Source organism: Corynebacterium pseudodiphtheriticum, from assembly GCF_023509295.1.
Classification (GTDB): domain Bacteria; phylum Actinomycetota; class Actinomycetes; order Mycobacteriales; family Mycobacteriaceae; genus Corynebacterium; species Corynebacterium pseudodiphtheriticum.
In genome coordinates, this window is record NZ_CP091864.1 from 1,240,834 (window position 1) to 1,264,016 (window position 23,183).

General features: G+C 53.2%; 20 protein-coding genes. All 20 read right to left on the reverse strand.

All coding sequences use genetic code 11. The features are described 5' to 3' along the window. Positions 1–118: 118 nt before the first annotated feature. Complete coding sequence (secG, locus tag L9H78_RS05525) at positions 119–355, reverse strand: preprotein translocase subunit SecG (RefSeq protein WP_021353958.1); 237 nt, start codon at positions 353–355, stop codon at positions 119–121. A 199-nt stretch (positions 356–554) separates the two neighbouring features. Continuing rightward, on the reverse strand, positions 555–1,334 hold the full coding sequence (gene tpiA / locus L9H78_RS05530; RefSeq protein WP_021353959.1) for a triose-phosphate isomerase: 780 nt from the start codon (positions 1,332–1,334) through the stop codon (positions 555–557). Positions 1,335–1,376: 42 nt separating this feature from the next. After that, positions 1,377–2,591, reverse strand: coding sequence for a phosphoglycerate kinase (locus L9H78_RS05535; protein ID WP_023019437.1), 1,215 nt, complete (start codon positions 2,589–2,591; stop codon positions 1,377–1,379). Between the two features lie 64 nt (positions 2,592–2,655). Further along, a complete protein-coding gene (gene gap / locus L9H78_RS05540) occupies positions 2,656–3,702 on the reverse strand; it encodes a type I glyceraldehyde-3-phosphate dehydrogenase (RefSeq protein WP_249619500.1) in 1,047 nt (348 codons plus the stop codon). A 21-nt stretch (positions 3,703–3,723) separates the two neighbouring features. Beyond that, the gene (gene whiA / locus L9H78_RS05545) at positions 3,724–4,764 is read right to left on the reverse strand and encodes a DNA-binding protein WhiA (protein ID WP_249619501.1); all 1,041 of its coding nucleotides are present in this window, start codon (positions 4,762–4,764) and stop codon (positions 3,724–3,726) included. 4 nt (positions 4,765–4,768) lie between these two features. After that, positions 4,769–5,884, reverse strand: a complete 1,116-nt coding sequence (locus L9H78_RS05550; RefSeq protein ID WP_430622726.1) for a gluconeogenesis factor YvcK family protein — start codon at positions 5,882–5,884, stop codon at positions 4,769–4,771. Between the two features lie 108 nt (positions 5,885–5,992). After that, on the reverse strand, positions 5,993–6,877 hold the full coding sequence (rapZ, locus tag L9H78_RS05555; RefSeq protein ID WP_249617190.1) for an RNase adapter RapZ: 885 nt from the start codon (positions 6,875–6,877) through the stop codon (positions 5,993–5,995). A 33-nt stretch (positions 6,878–6,910) separates the two neighbouring features. After that, positions 6,911–8,944 (reverse strand): excinuclease ABC subunit UvrC, encoded by a 2,034-nt coding sequence (gene uvrC / locus L9H78_RS05560; protein ID WP_249619502.1) that lies wholly within the window; start codon positions 8,942–8,944, stop codon positions 6,911–6,913. 17 nt (positions 8,945–8,961) lie between these two features. Then, on the reverse strand, positions 8,962–9,522 hold the full coding sequence (locus L9H78_RS05565; protein WP_249619503.1) for a PH domain-containing protein: 561 nt from the start codon (positions 9,520–9,522) through the stop codon (positions 8,962–8,964). Continuing rightward, the gene (gene ribH / locus L9H78_RS05570) at positions 9,519–10,031 is read right to left on the reverse strand and encodes a 6,7-dimethyl-8-ribityllumazine synthase (RefSeq protein WP_249619504.1); all 513 of its coding nucleotides are present in this window, start codon (positions 10,029–10,031) and stop codon (positions 9,519–9,521) included. Before ribH ends, L9H78_RS05565 begins: the two co-directional genes overlap by 4 nt. 50 nt (positions 10,032–10,081) lie before the next feature. Then, a complete protein-coding gene (locus tag L9H78_RS05575; RefSeq protein WP_249619505.1) occupies positions 10,082–11,359 on the reverse strand; it encodes a bifunctional 3,4-dihydroxy-2-butanone-4-phosphate synthase/GTP cyclohydrolase II in 1,278 nt (425 codons plus the stop codon). A gap of 11 nt (positions 11,360–11,370) precedes the next feature. Continuing rightward, positions 11,371–12,111 (reverse strand): riboflavin synthase, encoded by a 741-nt coding sequence (locus L9H78_RS05580; protein ID WP_249619506.1) that lies wholly within the window; start codon positions 12,109–12,111, stop codon positions 11,371–11,373. A gap of 24 nt (positions 12,112–12,135) precedes the next feature. Beyond that, complete coding sequence (gene ribD, locus L9H78_RS05585) at positions 12,136–13,206, reverse strand: bifunctional diaminohydroxyphosphoribosylaminopyrimidine deaminase/5-amino-6-(5-phosphoribosylamino)uracil reductase RibD (RefSeq protein ID WP_249617196.1); 1,071 nt, start codon at positions 13,204–13,206, stop codon at positions 12,136–12,138. Beyond that, positions 13,207–13,956, reverse strand: coding sequence for a ribulose-phosphate 3-epimerase (gene rpe / locus L9H78_RS05590; RefSeq protein ID WP_249619507.1), 750 nt, complete (start codon positions 13,954–13,956; stop codon positions 13,207–13,209). A 64-nt stretch (positions 13,957–14,020) separates the two neighbouring features. After that, positions 14,021–15,613 (reverse strand): RsmB/NOP family class I SAM-dependent RNA methyltransferase, encoded by a 1,593-nt coding sequence (locus L9H78_RS05595; RefSeq protein WP_249619508.1) that lies wholly within the window; start codon positions 15,611–15,613, stop codon positions 14,021–14,023. Continuing rightward, positions 15,610–16,569 carry a methionyl-tRNA formyltransferase gene (gene fmt / locus L9H78_RS05600; protein WP_249619509.1) on the reverse strand — a complete coding sequence of 320 codons (960 nt, stop codon included), beginning with the start codon at positions 16,567–16,569 and terminating at the stop codon, positions 15,610–15,612. Before fmt ends, L9H78_RS05595 begins: the two co-directional genes overlap by 4 nt. 54 nt (positions 16,570–16,623) lie before the next feature. Continuing rightward, on the reverse strand, positions 16,624–18,711 hold the full coding sequence (locus tag L9H78_RS05605; RefSeq protein WP_249619510.1) for a primosomal protein N': 2,088 nt from the start codon (positions 18,709–18,711) through the stop codon (positions 16,624–16,626). Between the two features lie 17 nt (positions 18,712–18,728). Then, positions 18,729–19,964 carry a methionine adenosyltransferase gene (gene metK / locus L9H78_RS05610; RefSeq protein WP_283775174.1) on the reverse strand — a complete coding sequence of 412 codons (1,236 nt, stop codon included), beginning with the start codon at positions 19,962–19,964 and terminating at the stop codon, positions 18,729–18,731. A gap of 138 nt (positions 19,965–20,102) precedes the next feature. Beyond that, on the reverse strand, positions 20,103–21,353 hold the full coding sequence (coaBC, locus tag L9H78_RS05615) for a bifunctional phosphopantothenoylcysteine decarboxylase/phosphopantothenate--cysteine ligase CoaBC (protein ID WP_249617201.1): 1,251 nt from the start codon (positions 21,351–21,353) through the stop codon (positions 20,103–20,105). A 26-nt stretch (positions 21,354–21,379) separates the two neighbouring features. Further along, a complete protein-coding gene (locus L9H78_RS05620; RefSeq protein ID WP_249619511.1) occupies positions 21,380–22,999 on the reverse strand; it encodes a sodium:solute symporter family protein in 1,620 nt (539 codons plus the stop codon). Positions 23,000–23,183: the final 184 nt, after the last annotated feature.

Sequence of the window (23,183 nt, forward strand, 5' to 3'; positions counted from 1 at the left end):
AAAACATTAGGCATGTGGGGTGCCCGCGATCACGCCCCCACACAAAAGAATATCCACCGGTGGGAGTTAACCTCCACCGGTGGATATTTTATGCAGAAATTCGCTCGGAAGCTTCCACCTATAAATTATAAGCCTGTAACAGGTTCAAGGCGACGATCGCGGCAATCCAAATTAACGCCAAAACAATCGTATAACGCGTCAGGTTTTTCTCGACGACAGTAGAACCTGACAAGTTAGACTGCACTCCGCCACCAAACAAACTCGACAGACCGCCGCCTTTGCCCTTATGGAGCAGAACGAAAATCGTCATCAAAATAGCTGTCACCAGCAGGATGATCTGCAGCGTTAATTGCATTCAGGTGTTCCTTCACGAAAGTGCGAGTTGTATGGGCTTGCCGTGCGTTAAGTATACCCATTTTAGCCACGCAATGCGCGACTGTTCTAGAGTATTGTGCACAACCTTACAGCATTGTAACTTGCAACGCTGTAAGGCTCAGCCAGGCGAGCATGATTACAGGAGATAATTCAATCTACGTACAAGCTTCGCTTGCTAGCTAGAGTTGCGCGACGGACGCAGCGGCCAATTTGGCAAATTCTTCTCCATCTAGCGACGCTCCGCCGACCAAGCCACCATCGATATCAGGCTGTGCGACGATATCAGCGATCGAATCAGTCTGCACGGAACCGCCGTACAGGATCCTAATAGCATCAGCTGTTTCGTCGTCTGAAAGTCTCCGAACTAAGGTTCGCAATGCTTGGCAAACTTCTTGGGCATCTTTCGGCGACGCTGCCTTACCGGTACCAATTGCCCAAACCGGCTCGTATGCCAGAACTGTGTTTTTCAGCTGCTGAGCTTCCAAACCATCCAGCGAATTGCGGGCTTGCTCGACGATATAATCGAGGTAGCTGCCAGATTCGCGGATATCCAAGGACTCTCCTACGCACACTATCGGTTTAATTCCGTGCTTGTGTGCGACTTGTGCCTTTTGCGATACCAAATCTGAAGTCTCATGATGGTGTTGACGGCGTTCGGAGTGCCCCAGGATAACCCATTCGCAGCCGAGTTTTGCCAACATCGGGGCAGAAATATCTCCTGTATATGCTCCTTTTTCTTGTGGAGCTAGGTTTTGGGCGCCGTAACTGATCTTCATTTTCTCCCCGTTCACTACGGTTTGAATAGAGCGCAGATCAGTGAATGGTGCTAATACCGCGATATCTACCTGCTCGTAATATTCTTTCGGCAAAGCGAAAGTCAGCTTCTGGATGTTCTTGATCGCTTCAAGGTGATCAAGATTCATCTTCCAGTTGCCGGCGATCAATGGAGTTCGTGGCATGTGCTTCTCCTTCTTGTGATTTACGCGGATTTCCGGAAATTATTAACCAGCCAGGACGGCAACGCCCGGTAGTGCTTTCCCTTCTAAGAACTCCAGAGATGCTCCACCACCTGTCGAAATGTGGCTAAATCCGCTCTCATCAAGCCCTAAAGCACGCACGGCTGATGCAGAATCCCCACCGCCAACGACAGTGAATGCACCGTTGCTGGTAGCTGCAATGATGGCCTTTGCCACGCCTTCTGTGCCTCGCGCAAATGGTTCTTTTTCGAAGACCCCCATTGGACCATTCCAGAAAACAGTCTTCGACGAGGTAATTAGTTCTGCGAATTTTTGTACGGATTTTGGCCCGATATCTGGCGAGAGCCATCCCTCTGGAATCGCAGCCAATTCTACGATTTTTGTGTTTGCGTCGGCTGAAAATTCATCCGCAGCGAGCAAATCGACTGGCAAGCAGATTTTATCGCCAAAGCGGTCTAACAGTTGCTTGCAGGTATCGATCATGTCTTCCTGTAGCAAGGAATTCTGCACGTTATAGCCTTGTGCCGCGAGGAAAGTGTAGCACATTCCACCACCAATAATGATGTTTTGGGCTTTTCCAGCTAATGCTTCAATAACGCCCAGCTTGTCGGATACTTTCGATCCACCCAACACCACGGTGTAATCTTGCTCTGGATTGTCGGCTACAGCGGACAACTTTTCCAACTCGGCTTCCACCAAGTATCCGGCGTAGGCATCAAGTTTGTTCGCGACGTCGTAAACCGATGCCTGTGCACGGTGGACGACACCGAATCCATCCGAGACAAACACACCGTCATCAGCTGCCAAGGCAGCCAGTTCAGCGGCGAATTCTGCGCGTTCCGAAGCGTCTTTGGAAGTTTCACGTGCGTCGAACCGCACATTTTCCAACAACATAACGTCGCCGTCGTTCAGCCCATTGGCGCGTTCGTGTGCGTCTTCTCCAGTAACATCCTGAGCCAATGCCACCCACTGACCTAGTTCATCTGAAAGCGCTTCTGCAACAGGGGCCAGCGAATATTTCTGGTTAAACTGCCCCTTTGGACGTCCCAGGTGAGCAGCAATAACAACTTTGGCGCCGGCAGCAACAAGCGCCTGAATCGTTGGCAAAGCTGCGGTAATGCGACCCGGATCAGCGATTTCTCCCTCATCTGTCAGCGGTACATTTAAATCTGCCCGCAACAAAACATGCCGGGACTCGAGGTCCTGCTCCAACAATTGCGCTAGCTTTCGAAATGCCAATGTATTTTCCTTTACGCGATCAGGTTTTCGTGTGCGAGTGTACAAGCAAATGCTTGTAACAAGGCTAGAGTTGGGCGCCGACGTGTTTGCACAGTCGCAGCAATTGGCTGCTGTATCCCCACTCGTTGTCGTACCACGCCACTACCTTAACTAGATTGTCACCAATCACTTTGGTTAAGGGGGCATCAAAAATCGCCCCGTGGCCGTTGCCCACGATATCGCTGGACACCAACGGATCATCAGAGTATTGGACGATTCCAGATAAGTAACCGTCCGCCGCTTTCTGCACGGCAGCGTTAATCTCCTCCACTGAGACAGTTCGCTCAGCTTGGAACGTCAATTCCATCGCAGATCCGGTCAGAGTTGGGACTCGTAGCGCATACCCATCGAGTTTTCCGGCAAGCTCCGGGATCACCAAACCAACTGCTTTCGCTGCACCGGTAGAGGTAGGAACGATATTCTGTGCAGCAGCGCGAGCCCGGCGTAGATCTTTATGCGGCCCATCAACAAGCTGCTGATCACCGGTGTAAGCGTGGATGGTCGTCATTAAACCATTTGCGATCCCAAATTCTTGGTTGAGGATTTGTGCGATTGGCGCCAAGCAATTTGTAGTACACGAGGCCGCGGAAATGACATCCTGCTGCGCAGGGTCATAATTATCGGAGTTGATGCCGTAAACGAATGTGCCGTCGACGTCTTTGCCCGGTGCGGACAAGATGACCTTTTTCGCGCCTGAGTCCAGATGTGGATGAGCCTGTTCATTAGAACGGAACTTACCAGTGGCTTCAACGACAATATCTACATTGAAGGTTTTCCAAAGTAATTGTGAGGGATCTTTGATGTTAGTTAACGCGATACGGTGTCCATCAACCAGCAATTCTGCTGCCAAGTGGGTGTCATTAGCAGCCGAGCCTTCTTTGCTAGGAGGCTCGATCGAGACATCTGCCGCTAGAATCCCGAGCCCGGTGTCGAATTTCAACAAATGAGCTAAGGTTTCTGGTTCTGCCACGTCATTAATGGCAACGATCTCAATATCGCCCGGTGATTCTAGGACGGCGCGCAGAAAGCTGCGCCCAATGCGGCCAAAGCCGTTAATTGCTACGCGAGTCATGCTTATATTTTACCCGGTATTTTAGGACTTCGTCGGCTCTGAACTATCTCCCTCGCCGGTGAAGTGCTCAGCGCCTCCCAAATCATCGTCGAAGAGGTCTTCGTCAATGCCTTCTGAGGTATCCGGAATCCCAAGTTCTTCTGCGCGTTTATCAGCCATTGACAGCAATCTACGGATACGTCCGGCTACCGCATCTTTCGTCATTTGCGGATCCCCGAGGCGACCGAGTTCTTCTAAGGAAGCCTGCCTGTATTTCACTCGCAGATTACCTGCCTCAGCCAAGTGCTCGGGCACGTCATCTCCCAAAATTTCCATTGCGCGGTGTACCCGGGCAGCTGCAGTAACTGCCGCACGTGCAGAGCGACGCAAATTAGCATCATCGAAATTAGCTAAACGGTTTTGTGAGGCACGCGCTTCCCGACGCAAGCGCTTTTCGTCCCACTCCAAACGCGTCATTTGCGCCCCCATGCGTGTCAACAATGCGCCAATTGCTTCCCCATCGCGGATAACCACGCGATCAGTCCCACGTGATTCCTTCGTCTTTGCGGATATACCAAGCCTGCGCGCACAACCTACCAACGCCAGCGCGGCCTCTTGGCACGGACAAGCAACTTCCAGCGAAGAAGAACGACCAGGTTCGGTCAACAATCCTTGCGCCAAAAAAGCCCCACGCCAAGCCGCTTCATTATCAGCGATAGTCCCGGAAATCACCTGCGGTGGTAACCCAACCACGGGGTGCCCGGATTTCGTGACCAAACCGAGTCGCCGCGCAATGGTTTTTGCATTCCGGCTAATCCGCAACTGGTACCGAGGAGTCTTGTGTGTACCTGCTAGGCCCGTCGGAGTGGGACGAATCACGATATTAAACAACTCTTCTATATCTTTAGCCAAGCGTTCCGCAACCGCCCGTGAATTGAGTTCTACTTCAAAGGTGAGTGCGTCACCTACAACTTCCATGGTGGAGGCAAGGCGTAGGATAGCGGCGACTTCCGCGCTTCGAGCAGATTGTTTCGTCGGAACCACCCTGGTGAGTTCTTCTTGGACCTGTTCTGTCAGTCCCATCGCGTCACCCCTGTTTCTCTTCGGTTGGTTCAATTTCGGCCGGCTCCTGGTCATGGGTGTGCCTAACGTAAACATCGCTCAGAACCTGGGCCAGTTTCAGTTCATCATGTCGGGAACTTGCTCTGCCAGCCTCGTCGATTTCTCGAACATCAGCAAAAACCATCGAGGCCTGCAGAATACGCGCTGCTTTCTGCAAATACTCGCGCTCAGATTCCGAGGTTACCGATGCCGAATCACAAATGACTACGTCGACATGCAAGCCCGGCGCATGTTGCGCTAAGACGTGGATATGACGCTCATAAGAAAATCCCTGCGTTTCGCCAGGCTCACCATTGAGGTTGAGCACCAAGATTCTTAAAGCATCGGACTCATTAATTGCACGCACTACCTGTGGAAGCACAAGGTGCGGGATCACACTAGAAAACCATGAGCCGGGGCCTAGCGTGACCAGATCAGCTCCACGGATAGCCTCGAGTGCTGCGGGGTTAATTTCAGGGTTTTCTGGAATAACGCTGACTCGCCGTACCTGCCCTGGTGTCGATGCGACAGCTACCTGACCACGAACTGAACGCATTACCCTTGGGTCGTCATCTAGACCAGACACGTCCGCTTGAATATCCAACGGCTCTGTACACACCGGCAGTACCCGGCCCTGAGCACCGGTGAGTCGCATGACCGCATCGAGAGCGGCCTGTTCTTGACCAAGAATTTCTTTCAAACCGGTAATCAATAAATTGCCTAAGGCATGACCAGCCAGCGCGCCACTACCACCAAACCGATGTTGCAGGGTCTGCTCCCAAAACTTACCTTCCGCATCATCGCGCACTGACAAGGCGACTAGCGCCATACGGAGGTCACCAGGCGGAATCATATCGAATTCCTTACGCAATCGCCCAGAACTACCACCGTCATCAGCGACAGTGACGATTGCCGAAATATCCTCTGGAGCAAGCCGTCGCGCAGCTTTCAGCGTTTGAAACAGCCCATGGCCGCCCCCTAATGAGGCAATATGTAAGGGGCCTGGCCGTTTCTGACCTTGCTGGGCTTCTAAGACACGCGAAGACTCCGCGTTCGATGTGGTTGATTCGGGCTGTTCGGACTGTTCTGACTCTGCAGCCATAGTGCAGTATTATTCCTTCGTAGGTTGTATTACATATACGGAGTGCGGGTACTAAGGAGCAGTACCTAGGGTCTCTAGCAACAATTCTGTCTTCTACCCCTAAGGCAGCTAGGAGCGCTCAAAATCACGATGCATGATAGTAACCTCCAATTCATCACGGATCCGCAGCCTCCGAGCAAGCTCCTCCGAAATGGCAACTGATCGATGATGACCACCAGTACAACCTATTGCCACCGTGATGAAATTTTTACCTTCGTGCCGATAACCATCAAGCATGGAATCAAGCATCTTCTCGAAATTCGCGATAAAACTATGAGCAGCCGGGCTAGCCAAGACATAGTCGGCTACTGGCCCATCGGTGCCGCGGTATTCTCGCAATTCCGGAACCCAATACGGGTTAGGCAAAAATCGCACATCGAGTACCAAATCCGCATCCCGTGGTGCCCCATGTTTGAACCCAAACGACTCAACAGTGACATGCTGTTTATCCAGACCGCTGGAACCGAAACTGGCTTCCATTGCGCGACGTAAATCATGCACAGACAGATTTGAAGAATCGATGATGACGTCAGCTCGTTCTTTGAGTGCAGAAATTGCTGCCCGTTCTCGCTCGATACCGACTTGTAAGGTATCTTTTTCTTGCAACGGGTGGGTTCTGCGCACCGAATCAAAACGCCGAATCAAAACATCGTCACGGGCATCCATAAACAAAACTGTGACCGGCATATTCCGATTTTTTAGCTCATCCATAGCAGACAAGATCGAGCCACCGAACATACGCGAGCGAACATCCGCTACGACTGCCACTTTGTCAACCGGTGAATTGTCGTCTGCACACAAATCGAACAACTGCACCATAAGCTCCGGTGGCAAATTATGAGCGACATAGAACCCTTTGTCTTCCAGCACACGAGCAGCTGTAGACAGGCCTGCTCCAGACATTCCGGTAAGCAAAATTGGCGACGTGGCGAATGCGGTCATGCTGTAAAGCATAGTCGCTGGATCACACCAGTGCGATTCGCTTCCTTACTTATGGAGCGCAGCATAAATACTTTCTGCTAACGCAGGACCAAACCCCTTCACCTCAGTAATTTCCTTCACACTGGCTTGTTTTAGCTTTTTGACCGAACCAAAATGCTTCACCAAGTCTGCGCGCCGGGCTGGACCCAAGCCAGGTACCGCGTCTAACGCTGAGCTGCGCATACGCTTGGAACGCTGCTGACGGTGATAGCTAATTGCAAAGCGATGTGCTTCGTCGCGAATGTGCTGCAGCAAATAAAGTGCTTCACTTCCGCGTGGAAGGATAATCGGCTCTTCTTCACCGGGAACCCAGATTTCTTCGAGCCGTTTAGCCAAACCAATCAATGCCACATCGTTAACGCCAAGATCATCGAAAACTTTCTGTGCTGCATTAACCTGCGGTAAGCCACCATCGACGACGAATAATTGCGGTGGGTAGGCAAAACGATTCCCATCCGCGGATTCTTCTGTGACGTCCTCGTCTGCAAACGTGCTCGCTTCAAGTTCTTCATCAGGCACATGCAATTTATCATCCTGGTGACGCTTGAACCGTCGCCGCGTGACCTCAGCGATGGAAGCAACGTCATCTGAATGCCCACCACCTGCAGCTTCCTTTATTCGGTAACGACGATAACTTGCTTTGCGTGGAAGACCGTCCTCAAAAACGACTAATGACGCGACCACGTCTGTGCCCTGAATATGCGAAATGTCAATGCACTCAATACGTAGCGGGGCGCTATCCAAGAACAGAGAAGTCTGCAGATCTTGCAGGGCCGCCGACCGCGCGGTGAGATCACCGACGCGTTTTAGCTTGTGCTGTTTCAGCGCATCTAGGGCATTCCGATGCACGGTGTCCATGAGGGCTTTTTTCTCGCCTCGTTGTGGTACCCGAACTTCCACTGGCCCACCACGTAGATCAGATAATACTGTCGATACCTGCTTAACATCTTGTGGTTCGGTATGCACCATGATCTGGCGTGGAATCACATCGCGCGTGGTAGTCCGCGCTGCTTCGTCGTGTTCTTGGATTTCTAGCCTGGATTCTTGATCTACCCCGCGCCTGTCAATGAGTTTAGCGTCTTCCGCTGCTTCCATTTCTTCACGCTCAGCAGCATCGGAATAGAACTGGACCAAGAAATTTTCTATCAGTTCTGGAAGTTCCGTCAATTTTTCTACTACCCAGCCGCGCTGACCCCGGATACGTCCATCGCGCACATGGAAAATCTGCACTGCAGCTTCCAATTCATCATCCGCGAAAGCGATAAGGTCTGCTGCCGTACCATCCCCGAGCACCACCGTCTGCTGCTCCATCAGCTTATCGATCGCCCCTAGGTCATCACGCAAGCGTGCTGCTTTCTCAAATTCGAGTTCCTCTGACGCTTTTTCCATGTCTGCAGTCAGACGCTTAACGACGTCGTTGGTACGTCCACGCATGAAACCAACCAACCCGTTCACGGTTTCGCGATGTTCATCGGCACTGACCCGTCCAATACACGGCGCATCGCATTTGCCGATATAACCTAGCAAGCATGGCCTGCCCAACCGTTCGTGTCGGCGATATACACCGGATGAACAGCTACGCATTGGGAAAACTCGCAACAACAAATCCATGGTTTCGCGCACCGCCCAAGCATGCGCGTATGGACCGAAATACCGGACTCCACGTTTTCTTGGCCCCCGGTAGAAAAACACCCGAGGAACCTGTTCTCCCACTGACACCGCGAGCATCGGATATGTCTTGTCATCGCGGTACATGACATTAAATCGGGGGTCGAATCTCTTGATCCAGGTGTACTCCAGCTGAAGTGCTTCGACTTCGCTAGCGACGACTGTCCATTCCACAGAATCTGCGGTCTGCACCATTTGCCGCGTCCGTGGGTGCAGTTGCGTGATGTCCTGGAAATAATTCGATAAACGTGCCCGGAGGTTCTTCGCCTTACCGACGTAAACTACTCGACGATTCTCATCACGAAATTTGTAGACGCCGGGTTCCGTGGGGATAGTTCCGGGCGCCGGTCGGTACGTTGCTGGATCACTCATCGCTAAGAAATATTTCGCTATTCTTCGGGCATGTATTGGGCTTCAAGCTCGCGGAATTTTCTTACCGCCTGGATGGTGTCCGCACCATCGGAAACTTGAATCGCCCACAACGGCATATACTCGAATTCAGGAAGTTCGAGACGTGCCATACGAGCGCCTTCAGGAACGGATAGTCCGTAAATGAGTTGCCAATAATAAAACCGAGTTCCGATAATATTACGGACTTCTACGCCATCACTATTGACCCGCACGCGAGGACGCGAAAGCGCGAGCCAAACTAAAACAGAAATAATCATGCCGACGCCGGGAAATGCGATGAAATCGACGCCAGTGACCGATGCTCCAGTAAATTCGAGGCTAAGTTGCCAAGCCATGAAAATGTGAACAACCATGATGATCGGAATCAAGAGCATAGCGTAGACGCGCAGTTTACGAGAAGTAATGGTTAACTCCCACGGCTTATTGCTCGTCACCGAAAATGGATCCAGCGCGGTATACGCTGCTAATTTTTTTTCGTCGAGCTGCTGCTCTTTGTCAAACTGTTGGTGGGAATTCGTCTCATGAGATTGGGACGTCATGCTTGTTCCTCGCAAACGTCTGTCTCACGGTGGTGCGCAGTGGCGCGCAGCTCACGAAGGGTAGCCAATGTGTCAAGCGCTGCAGCCATGGCCTCACCACCCTTATCCTCAATCGAATCCGAAAACCCAGCTCTGGCACGTGCCTGCTCTTGGGAATTCACGGTCAACACCCCGTTGGCAACCGGGGTCGATTCATCCAGACTCACCCGGGTTAACCCCTGGGTCACAGAATCACAGACATAATCAAAGTGCGGGGTTCCGCCCCGAATCACGCAACCCAAAGCAACCACCGCGTCGAATTGCCGCGCCGCTTGCTGGACAACAACTGGCAGCTCAATCGCACCCATGACACGTGCTTCCGAAACCGTGGCCCCTGCTTCAGCAGCCACGGCTAGCGCCCGGGAGCGCATCTGCTCACAGACTTCCTCGTTCCAGCGAGTGCTCACTACGCATACTCGCACCCCTTTAGCGCTGCCTAGGGGGATCTGCGGTGCTCCACCGTGTGCCATGTCAGCTCCTTGCTGTAAATAGATATATGATGACGCAAATTTGCCGCGGATTATTGTGGACGTTGCACATCCCAGTCCGCAACCGTTGGCAAGTCATGCCCCATGCGGTCACGTTTCGTCCGTAGGTACGCGATGTTATCTTCGTTCGCTTCGGTAAGCAGTGCAGTGCGTTTAGATACTTCGACGCCAAACCCTTCCAAGGCTTCGGCCTTGAACGGGTTATTGGTCAACAAATTAGCGCTCGCGATTCCCAAATCAGCCAAGATCTGACCAGCCACGGAAAATTCGCGTGCGTCCGCAGGCAGCCCTTGTTCCAAATTCGCATCTACGGTATCAGCACCACTTTCCTGCAGACGATAAGCTTTAAGCTTGGCGAGTAGCCCGATGCCCCGGCCCTCATGTCCGCGAATATAGATCACTACGCCGCTACCAGCTCTTTGGATATAGTCAACCGCCTGATCCAGCTGCTGTCCACAGTCACAGCGGCGCGAGTGGAAAATATCACCAGTGAGACATTCCGAATGCACGCGTACTGGGACGTCTGTGGCATTGTGCAACTCGTCCACCGAGCCCGCGATCAGTGCCACATGCTCTGTCCCATCCACCTGGTGGCGATACCCGAGCGCAGTCATCGGTCCAGCATCCGTCGGCAAGCTGGTTACTACCTCACGGACCACCTGCATTTCATTACGACGTCGCCACTGAATCATTTGCTCTATTGAGATCAAAGCCAGGTCATGGGTATCAGCAAATTCCCGTAGTTCCGGAAGACGTGCCATATCGGTCGGGTCTTTTTCCGACACAATTTCACAGATCACACCGGCCGGGCGCAAACCTGCCAAGCGTGCCAAATCAACAGAAGCTTCGGTATGTCCGTTGCGTTCCAACACACCATGAGGGCGAGCGCTCAGGGGTACGACGTGGCCCGGGCGGGTGAACTGCTCCCGATGCGCATCCGTGGACGCCAATGCGCGCAAGGTCTTAGCACGACTAGCCGCAGAAATACCAGTGGTGCCGTCATTGAAATCAACAGTCACGGTATAAGCCGTACCGCGCACGTCCTCGTTAACCGCCGCCATAGGCGGCAAGCCTAGGCGATTGAGGTCCTCTGGAAGCATCGGCGCGCAGATATAGCCAGAGGTGTACCGGACCATAAAAGCCACTAATTCTGGAGTAGCTTTTTCTGCGGCAAAAATTAGATCGCCTTCGTTTTCGCGGTCTTCATCATCTACGACCACAACAGCTTTGCCTGCCCGAATATCGGCTATTGCACGTTCGACGCTATCAAGCTTGATTGCTTTGCCATCCTGGGTGACCTCGATGCTCATATGTCTCCACTTTAGTGTGTGTCTGACGGAAAGCTATAACCGGTCGGTGTTCCCGCGGCCAACAGCTTTTCGACGTATTTGCCGATGATGTCGACCTCTAGATTAACCCTCTCGCCCACTGCCAAGGTGCCTAAGGTGGTTTCGGACAATGTCGTAGGGATCAAGGAGACTTCAAACCAGTCGCCACTGTCAGCATTAGGGGTAGGAGTCGTTCTGGAAATCGCTTCAAATTCTGGACCAGAGGGCACAGTCGATGTCGCGGCCGTGGCCGCAGCTGATGGTCTAGGAGTCTCAGATATGGCAGACACAGTCAAAGACACACCGCTGATAGCAATAGACCCTTTTTCTACGACGTATTTTGCCAGTTGCTCTGGTAATTCGAAGCGCAAAACTTCCCAGTTCTCTGAGGGAGTGCGAGAAACCAGTCGCGCTGTACCATCAACATGCCCTTGCATGATGTGACCACCAAGTCGCGCGTCGGCACGGAGCGCACGCTCGAGGTTCACCATGCTGCCAGGGCGCAAGTCGCCCAGCACTGAACGATTTAGTGATTCCTGCATGACATCAGCGCCAAAAACTCCGGATTCAACATCCAATTCCGCAACCGTCAAGCAGACGCCGTTGACTGCTATGGAATCCCCCAGGCTGGCATCGTGCGTGATTCTCCCACCTTGGATGCTCATACGAACCGCATCCCCGACGTTGTCGACCGTTACGACCTCACCAGTGTTTTCTACCAATCCACTAAACATTTATTGCCTTTCTCCGTAGCTTATCTACTGCGCTCCCGGCACCATGGTCAACAACACATCATTGCCAAGTCTTTCCACACGATTGATCTCTAAACGCATACCATCTACCAGATTCGCACCAACAGCAGAAGCAAGCACACTGCGCCCGTCTCCTAGCAATAACGGTGCCACATATGCTTGCACTGCATCGACGTAACCACTCCCGACAAATGAACTCAGGAGTTTCGGACCGCCCTCGACTAGCACATCTCGACAGCCCTGTTCCCATAAGGCGGTCAGAGCAGTAGGAATATCGGGGTATTGTGTAAAGCCGAGACGCTGCAAATTACTGCATGCGGACAAATCTGACTTGCCGATTACCACACGACGTGGCTGCTGCTTATACGGCAAGGTTTCTCCGGTTTCGGAGATATAGCGAGCGGTCAACGACGGATTATCGGCTAACGCTGTCCCCGTACCAATAATGATCGCATCACGTTTACTGCGATCGAGATGCACCCTCTCTCTTGCCTTAGAACCAGTGATCCACTTGCTTGATCCGTCAGATGCAGCACTAAACCCATCGACCGATTGTGCGAACTTTGCCGTGACGTGCACTCGCCCCATGGCTGTAGCCTGCAGCCATGGCTCCAGCTCGTCGCCTAAAATCGCGGTGGAATCCCACTGCAAAAGACCAGAGGCCCCAAGATGATGAACCGCAATTCCCGCCGCGCGTAGTTTTTCTGCACCACCGGCTGCAATCACGTTGGGGTCAGCATGTAAATAATGCACTGAAGCCACACCTGCATCGATGAGAGCTTGCGAGCACGGGCCGGTCCTGCCTTGATGGTTACACGGTTCGAGGGTGACCACTACATGCGCACCCTTCGAAGACCTACCCGCCTGGTCCAACGCAACAATTTCTGCATGTCGCCCACCTGGCGGTTCAGTGGCGCCGACTCCACAAATATCTCCGTTTTCAGTCAGAATTACTGCCCCTACGGGCGGATTCGGGCTCGTGCTACCACGGACCTCCAGGGCTGCTCGGTGAGCTGCCGAGAGCGCAGCGTTGAGAATACGAGCGTCTAAGGCGCTCGCAGAAAATTCAGAAGTCATTTAGTGTTGTGTCGCCCCAGTCGCTAACGCGCGAAGATGATTCACCGCTGCTGCCGGATCTGTTTTCTTGAAGACCGCGGAGCCTGCAACGAAGGCATCACAACCAGCTTCAGCGGATTTCTCGATTGTATGTTCTGAAATTCCGCCGTCAATCTCGATGAGACAATCAAGATCCCGCTCATCAATGGCCTGGCGCAGTGCGCGAACTTTGTCTAATTGGTCAGGCATGAACGATTGTCCACCAAATCCGGGCTCGACACTCATTACCAAAGCCAAGTCGAAATGTTCAAGATCCTCAAGATACGGCTCGATCGGAGTAGCCGGTTTCAGCGAGAAGCCAGCACGAACGCCTTTTTCCCGGATCTTTTTGGCTAAAGCAACATGGTCATCAGTCGCTTCTACATGGAAGATGATGCAATCAGCACCGGCAGCAATATAGGTATCGACCCAGTGCTCCGGATTTTCGATCATCAAATGCACATCTAAATACTGCTCAGTGATCTTATCGACGGTTGCGGTCACATCCGGACCAAACGACAAGTTTGGGACAAAGTGTCCGTCCATGATGTCCACGTGAATCCAGTCAGCGTTGTCAACGCTACGGACTTGATCGCCAAGACTGGAAAAATCCGCGGCCAAAATAGACGGCGCGATCAAGGCACGCCGCTTGATTAATGGGCCAGAAATAGAAGACGATACATCAAGGGGCGAGACTCCCGGAGAGGAATTTGCTGAATCACGAACAGACATACTGGCCATTCTACGGTGATTCGGGCTAACGTCTAGTCCACTGGTTAACGTCTAGTCCACTGGTTTAGCTAATCCTCCGGCGGAGCACAGCAAAAAACATAGCGTCAGTGCCGTGCCTATGTGGCCACATCTGTGCCGAGATGAAATTCCCAGTGCCGATTCCTGGAATGTCCGGAAGAGTTGCCAACGCCGATAACTCTTCTACCGCCGGGCCGTCAGTATCCCCCAAAATTGTGTCAACGATTGACCGCGTTTCACGCAGGTCTGGCGAGCACGTGGAATAAACCACCACGCCACCTGGTCGCACCAACTGCAGCGCTGAGCGTAATAACTCCACTTGCAGTGTATTCAAATCCAGAATATCGCTATCGTCTTTTTTCCAGCGTGCTTCCGGACGTCGACGTAACGCTCCCAGCCCTGAGCATGGGGCGTCGACAAGCACCCGGTCAAAACCAGCTGCTAACCCCGGACTTCTACCGTCAGCCACGTGCACTGTGACCGGCAAATCAGCTACCGTTGAGCGAATCAATTCCGCACGGTGAGACGAGACTTCCACCGCGTCGATCGAAGCACCATCGATCGCGGCTAAAGCACCTAACAGAGCAGCTTTTCCACCAGGCCCAGCACAAAGGTCGAGCCAACGCCCAGAGTCTTCTCCCAGCACCTCGGCTTCCACGACCGCACGCGCAATCAACTGCGAACCTTCATCTTGCACTGCCGCCATTGACTGCTGCACTGGTTCCAATGCCCCCGGGTTGCCACCAGACTCCAAGTACACCGCATATGGGCTATACCTGCCGGTTTCTCCCCCAATCATCAACGCGAGTTCTTCAGCACTAATCTCTCCTGGACGCGCGACCAAATGCACCAATGGGCGCTCTGAATCGGCCGCAAGCGCCGCGGCAAGTTCTGGATGAATCCCGTCAGAATGCGGGCTTTCCACACCTAAGCTGGCATCTTGGTTTTCCGCCAACAACGCCTCATTGAACGACCGTGCAATCCACTCAGGATGCGCATGTTCAAATGCCAAACCAGCGAGTTCACCTTCTGGTCGCAGCTGTGCGATCCATTGCTCTCGGGGGGTTCGGCCGACCGTGCGCAAAATGCCGTTAACAAAACCTTTAGCCTTACCATGCTCAGCCGATTCGACTAGTCGCACTGAGGTATCCACAGCAGCATGATCATCAACGCGCGTAAACAACAATTGGTAAGTTCCCAAGCGAAGGGCATTCAGGACCGGCGTGGCGAGCGAGTCCAACTCGCGTGACGAGCACGCGTCAATCACAGTATCGAGAACGCCAAGCGACCGGAGGCAGCCATAGGTGATTTCTGTTGCAAACGCAGCATCACGCCCTTTAACACGCTCTTCCCGCAAACATTTCGGCAGAATCAAATTCGCATAGGCATCATCGTCGCTAACCCGATTCAAAACCGCAAAGGCAAGCAGGCGAGGCTTGTCGACGCCCGCTGTCTCGCGGCGTACTCGCTTCTGTCGCTTCTGCGGCTTGTAGCTGTGTGGACGCCGCTTGTCATGCTGTTGCGACTTAGCTCCTCGAGCATCCGTCTTTTTCCCAGTCTGGTTGCCTGCTTTGTCCGCTAAACGCGGGGATTCGCCGGAGCGCGACCGCGATCGAAATCCGCCAGCTTCTGCACTCATGACAAAATTCCTTCCGGTTGATTTCCGCGCGCCCAAGCTGCGGCATCCATTCTCTTCTTTCCTGGTGCTTGGACCATTCCCAAGCGCACTGGTGTAGTAGCGGTGCCAACAAACACATCGTTTTTCGCAACATACAATTCGCCAGCAGACAAAGATTTCTTCGCAAACAGGGCCGCAGCGTCACTACCCGCTGTCACCAGCGTCACCGGTGCAATCTTTAAACGTTGCTCACCGAGCATCGTCCACGCGCCAGGACCGGGTGTATAAGCCCGAATGTGCCGATCGATCGCAAAATCTGGTTGTGACCAATCGATGTGTGCCTGCTCAGCAGAAATTTTCGGGGCGTAGGTGGTCTCACCAGATTGCGGCTGCGCCTCTAAGCGTTCGTCGGCAAGCCCATCCATGGTAGCAACCAACAAATCCGCGCCGGAATAAGCCAGACGCGTCAACAGATCATCCGCTGTATCGTCGTCACGAATAACCTCTGTCACCGTGCCAAATACGTCCCCGGTATCAAGTCCTTCTTCGATCCGGAATGTGCTGGCACCAGTAATGTCATCACCATGCGCAATCGCAGCTTGCACCGGAGCAGCTCCGCGCCACTGTGGAAGTAGAGAAAAATGCAGATTAATCCAGCCATGCCGGGCAACGTTCAACAAATCCGTACTAATCAATTTACCGTAGGCCACCACCGCGATTGCCTCCGGAGCTAATTCCTGCAACCAGGCGCGAACCTGAGAACCATCCTCGCTGTCAGCGCGCAAAGTCTCGGGAGTAAGCACCTCAATCCCACGTTCCCGAGCCAAAGCTGCAACCGGCGACGGCGCCAAACTACGACCGCGCCCTTTCCGTGCATCTGGACGGGTAAGCACACCGACGACCTCGTGCTCAGATTCCAAGAGTGCTTCCAAAGCCACAACAGCCGGCTCCGGTGTACCAGCAAACACAATCCGCATTGTTCTTCCTACTCCTTTAATGGTCCATAACTATTCAGACTAACCGATTCTGGTTTAACCAATATGGGGCGGATCGACCTGAATCCGTAAAGGAAGCTCGTCTCTCCGCAAACTACGAGCCACCGCAGCGGTGCGCAACGCCACGCCTAGTTCCGCCCGGGGCCCCAACGGGGTCCGCACCAAAATTCTCTGTGGCGGGCCAAAGCGCTGTTCATCATAGTCCCCAGGCAAACTGGTGGAATAAGGCAAGTCAACTGGGCCCAGTACCTCCGCGTGCGTTGGAAGCTCAACTAAGTCAAGAAACATGTCCAGGCTCGCATCCGCGCCATCAATAGCAGCCATATGCACGGCGGGGGGAAATTTGGTCTCCCTACGCCCTGCCAATTCAGCAGTTGCGGCTCCTACGGGGTCCCAACGAATCAAATACTGCACGGACGGCAAGCTAGCTTCAGCCACAACGATGACCATGCCACCTGAAGCACGACTTTCCACCAAAGCGGCAGCGCGCATCCACGTCGCCAGGGTATCTTCCGCGGCACGTAAATCCTGCCTGCCAAGCAAAGCCCAAGTATCCAGTAACAACGCGGCCCCGTAATGGCCACCATCCACCGGGGGTTCCGCACCTGGGGTCGCAACCACCAACGCGGGTGAATCTGGAACCGAATCCAATACCCGAGAACCACCAGAGGTAATAACACGTGTGGACGGAAACGCTCTCCCCAATTCTTCCGCGGTGCGTTGTGTACCAAGTACCACTGCCCGGAGACGTTGTGAGCCACATTCGCCGCACCGAAACGATGAGTGCATCGCTCCACACCATCGACATGTGGGCACTTCCGCTCGTGATTCGGTTGATGTCGCGACTCGTGGCTGTGACTGTGGTTGTGGCTGTATCGCGCTCGTCGCGGATGCTGCCGCAGCAGCCGCAGGGTCCTGCCCGGGTAATCCTATCGGCCCATTACAGATACGACATCGCGCTGGATGTCGGCACTGTGCGCAAGACAGCGTCGGGATATAGCCCTTCCGTGGAACTTGCACCAAGACTGGCTTTCCTGCAGAAAGCGCCCGACGAGCTGCATCAAACGCGAGCCCTGGTACGCGAGCCTGCGCGGCTACCGGGTCTTTTTCCAGTTCGAAATCCGTATCGGCTGCCGCTCGTATCAGTGGGGACGATTCGCGTACTCGATCGCGTGAAGCAAGCAAACCGTGCATCCAGCCGGCTTCCACCAATAGCTGTGTCTCCGCGGTGCGGGCAAGCCCGCCGATGAGCAACGAGCAGCCCTCCAGCCCAGCACGCGTGGTCAGCACTTCCCGAGCGTGAGCATAAGGAGCACGCTGTTCGATGAGGTTTTCGTCTCCATCATCGATAATGACAGCTAAACTTAGATTTTTCAGTGGAGCATACGCCGCGCTGCGCGTACCAATTACCACCCGTGCTTGTCCATGTAAGACGGATAAAAATCTACGGTAGCGTGCCTGCGCCCCCAACTGAGCGTTAAGCACCGTGATTTGCTTCGGACCCAAATGCTCGCGAAGGGCAGTTTCCACGCGGTCAAGATCCCTTTGATCAGGCACCACAGCCAGTGCTCCGCCCCCATCAATGGCTACTTTCGCTAACAACGATGCCACGATGCCTGCCCAGTCATCGCCTGGTGTGATCTGCCATGCAGCACGTGCGGAACGGCGAGCAAGTACTGAATCAACAAAAGACTGCCCGTGCCGATAATTCGACCATCCAGAAAGGTCCGGCTCAATAGCTTCGCCGAGTTTGTCCCAGGCAGTAACAAAATCGGAGGATTCCGCTTGGGCATGACGCGGAGGTATCGCGGTTCTGATGAGGTCCGCACGGGTGCCGCCATAGCGCTGCGCCAGGGATTCCACAAGCCGTGCGGTCTGCTGAGGATAGACAACGTGCTCGGAATAAACCCGCTCTAGATAACGCAATCGCCCTAAATGCTCTGAGTGCGCACGACGTTCCAACACAATCCCGTCGACGAGTCGGCCGTGAAATCGAATGCGCACACGAGTACCTGCCTGGGCCACTTTGTCGTCTTTGTCTGCGACTAAGTAATCAAACCCACGGTCCAGATGTGCTAACCCCAAAAGAGGCAACACATGCGCAACCGGATGAGCTAGCTCCATAAACTCTCCATGAAGAGCTAGGATACCCCCGCGGCAGCCCGTAATTGCTCAACACGGTTCGTCTGTTCCCATGGCAGATTCAAATCTGTGCGACCGAAATGGCCGTAGGCAGCGGTAGGACGGTAAATCGGACGCAATAGATCTAACTCACGAATAATAACCGCAGGGCGAAGGTCAAAAGTCTTCGCGACGGCAGCTTGAATTGATTCATCGTCCAACCCATGGTGCGCAGTGCCAAAGGTTTCGACATAGAGTCCCACAGGATTCGCTCGCCCGATAGCATATGCGACCTGTACTTCTGCACGGTCAGCCAGCCCCGCAGCCACAATATTTTTAGCGACCCAACGCATCGCGTAGGCTGCGGAACGATCTACCTTCGACGGATCTTTCCCGGAAAAGGCTCCTCCACCGTGACGCGCCATGCCACCATAAGTGTCAACGATAATCTTGCGTCCGGTCAGGCCTGCATCGCCCATAGGACCGCCCAGGATGAAGGAACCGGAGGGATTAATAAGCAGCGTAACATCGTCGGTATAGAAATTCTGCAGACCAGCTTCAGCAATAACGTATTCAATGACGTGCGTGCGGAGCTGCTCTTCCAACCATTCCTGCGTAACTTCCGGATCATGTTGCGTAGAAATCACGATAGTGTCAATGTGCGATGGACGATCACCGGAATACGCAAACGTCGCCTGAGTTTTACCGTCCGGGCGCAAGTGCGGAACAATTCCTTGCTTCCGCACCTCCGTGAGTCGACGAGACAACCGGTGCGCGAGTGCGATTGGCAACGGCATAAACTCTGCAGTCTCATTCGTTGCATAGCCGAACATGAGCCCTTGGTCACCGGCACCAGCGAGATCATCGTCGTCAAGCTGCGATCCCGAACGCGCTTCGTGCGAGCGATCGACTCCATCCCCAATTTCCTGAGACTGCTCGCCAATGGCAATATTCACGCCACAAGTACGACCATCAAAACCAACATCTGAACTGGTAAACCCAATATCGACAAGGGTTTTCCGAACTAGTTGCGGGATTTCTACGTAACTCTTAGTACGCACTTCACCAGCGACATGAACTTGCCCGGTAGTCACTAGTGTTTCCACTGCCACACGTGCATGTTGATCCTTAGCCAGGAGAGCGTCCAATATGCTGTCCGATATTGCATCGCAAATCTTGTCGGGGTGACCTTCTGTCACAGATTCTGAAGTAAACAGACGCAAGCCCGAGGCGCTTGCGCGAACTGGTGCAGCCACAAAAAATCCTTAATGAGCAGAGAAAACGACGTACATTGCTAATTCATGCTGTCTAAAACAGCGTGTGTGGCGCAGAAAACTGCTTAAGAAAACCACGCCTGAATACCACTTAGTATAGATTACTATAGACAAAGCTGTCTACAGGCGCAATGCCAATTTATCCAAAATCTGGGCAGCCACCATATGCTTCGTCGCCGCAGCGATCTCACTAATCCCGCCGTCCTTATCCAGAAGGTAACCCTGGTTAGTGGATTGCCCGAAAACTTTGCCAACGCCGACTTCATTACACATCAGCATGTCGCAGCCCTTACGTTCGAGCTTTTCTTGGGCATATGTCAGAATCGATTGCGTATCGTCGCCCGTTTCAGCAGCAAAACCCATGATGATAGTCTCTGGAGCCAACGTGCGATCTGCCCGCGCTTTAACCAGGCTAGCTAACACGTCCGGATTTTCCGTCATCTCAATTCTGTTCAGACTGGGACTGTCCGTTTCATTCGATTTCTTCATTTTGAATTCTGCTGGATTCGCCGGGCGAAAATCCGACACCGCTGCAGCCATGATGATTACGTCAGCCTCCGGTGCCTGATTGTGCAGCTCCTGCTGCAGTTCTCGGGTTGTTTCCACCGGGATAACGGTGGCCCCGGGAGGAGCTGGCAAGGCGGCACTATTCGCAGCGACCACAGTGACCGTAGCCCCCCGCTGTACTGCAATTTCTGCCAAGGCAAAGCCTTGTTTTCCAGAAGAGCGGTTACCGATAAAACGAACCGGGTCAATAATTTCTTGCGTTCCACCGGCACTAATAAGTACGTTAACTCCCGCAAGCGTCTGTTTCATGCTGGCACCGGAAAAAACAGTTCGCGCAATATCAGCGATATGGCTAGGTTCCGGCAATCGTCCCGGCCCGGAGTCTTTGCCAGTAAGACGACCGGTGGCAGGATTTACCACGACGATCCCCCGTTCACGCAGCGTTGCAACGTTAGCTTGCGTGGCCGGATTCTCCCACATTTCTGTGTGCATAGCCGGTGCAATAATCACTGGACAAGCCGCCACCAACACGGTAGCCGCCAATAAATCATCAGCACGCCCATGAGCCACACGAGCCAAAAAATCTGCGGTAGCGGGAGCAATAACAATGCCATCCGCTTCCTGACCTAGCCGGACATGGGCGACTTCATCAACTTCAGAGAACACCGTGGTAGAAACAGGGTTACCGGACAACGCCTCAAAGGTCGCGCTACCCACAAACCGCAAGGCAGATTCGGTGGGAATAACACGAACCTGGTCACCTGCTTCGGTGAAGTCTCGAATCAACTGACAAGACTTATAAGCAGCAATCCCACCACATACCCCGATGACGAGGTTGCGTGGCTGGCTTTGATCTCCAGGCATCGTACGTTGGCCTCCTGCTGGTTGGGCTAGCTCATAATAGGGACATAGAAAAATCCTACCGCGCTAAACAAAATGGCAATAAAGCCGATCGCTACGTAAATGTATCGATTAGTCACCTTGACTTCCGCGACAGTCACGTCCGACTCTACGCGCTGCTTTAACTCCGAAATGTACTGCCACGAGTTTTTCTCGACTGGTCGCAGCATTGATCCAACGATGACCGCGATCAAACTTGCCGCAAGTCCGAACAACACCGGGTGGAATGCCATCGGCCAGTCCACACCACCGAAGGTCTTGATGCTCTCCAGGATCAAGGTAATCACGCCACCCAACAACATTCCCCAAAAAGCGCCAGTTTCGGAAATCCGCTTTGACTGTGTAGAGGCGAAGGCCACAATTCCCCAGGAAGCAGCAAAAAACGATGCAGCCATATAACCAATATCGAGCACGCTCGGGGTGGCAATATAGGCCAACAGCAACGCGATGGCCCCCACGATCAACATTGCCCAACGAGCACTACGCACATTATCAGTCTTTGTATCTCCACCATCGAGGCCTTCACCACGGCGGAACATCGGCCCCACGTCGTGTGCTGCACTGAAGCCGACTAACGACAAGAACGTCGATGCTGAAGATAAACCAGCAGCGACGATACCCGTGACAAGAATAACACCAATTGCAGTAGGCATGATGTTGTAGGCAGCCCAAATGAATACCTGGGAGTTCGGTTCAATGTCCGGGTTAATCAAATTCACGGCATACGCCGCGAACATGACGAAAAGATAGAAAGATGGGATTATCAGCAGGGTAACAATACCCGCCCGTATAGCAGTGTGACTGGATTTTGCCATCATGTAACGCGAAGCCTGCCACGGGCTCACAGCCGTGACAAAGGCCCACACCAGACCAAAGGTGAATATATAGATGAGGGCTTCCCCTATCGAGTTCAGACGCTCACCTGGTCCTTCAACCTGACCATGCCACAGCAAGCCCTCGCGCAGCGTAGGGTCAGCTGCCAGTTTGTTGAAGGTTTCTTTTACACCACCGGCCTCCCGGAAAATCGCTACCGACCCCAGCACGCCTCCGATGATAAAGAAAAAGAACATCATCGTATCGGTAATAATTACGCCCTTGGATCCAGACAACACCGTAAAAATCGTAAATGCCACCCAGGTTATGAACACCGCCCAAAAACCATCGATCCCCAGAATTGCTTCGATAACGACCGCTAGGCCACGAGTAACGGTAACCAGATAGAGCCCCATGCCCACTAACACTGAAGCCCCGGCTAGAGCCCGCAACCGAGACGAATTAAACCGCTTGCCAAAAAATTCCGGGATGGTCAATGCATCAGAATCGCGGAGATAACGACCAAACAGTACGACCCCGGCCAGGTAGCCCATTTTGGACATGACACCGAGCAATAGGATTGGCCAAGGGAAACCGTCGTAGGCCATACCGGCCTCACCCATGAGCGCCACCGTCGACAGAAAGGAAGCCACGAGCGTACCGACGATGAACAAAACGCCGACATTGCGACCCGCAACAAAGTAGTCGTTTTTATTGTTAATTCCCCGACTAACCCAAATTCCGACTACCAAAAACCCGATAAACGAGAGGACTACAGTGATCGTAAACGTATCCACTATTTCTCAACCTCCCCGTTCTGCTCGGCGGGGTGCTGGGCGTTTTTCAATTCAGAATTCAGCTTCCAAAAGGCCAAACTAAGTCCGAGACTAAACACCACAATATGCAATATGCTGGGAAACAGCAGTTCGAGCATTCATCACTCCATTCAACAACTCATCAGAACCAGGGTTCTCAAACAGT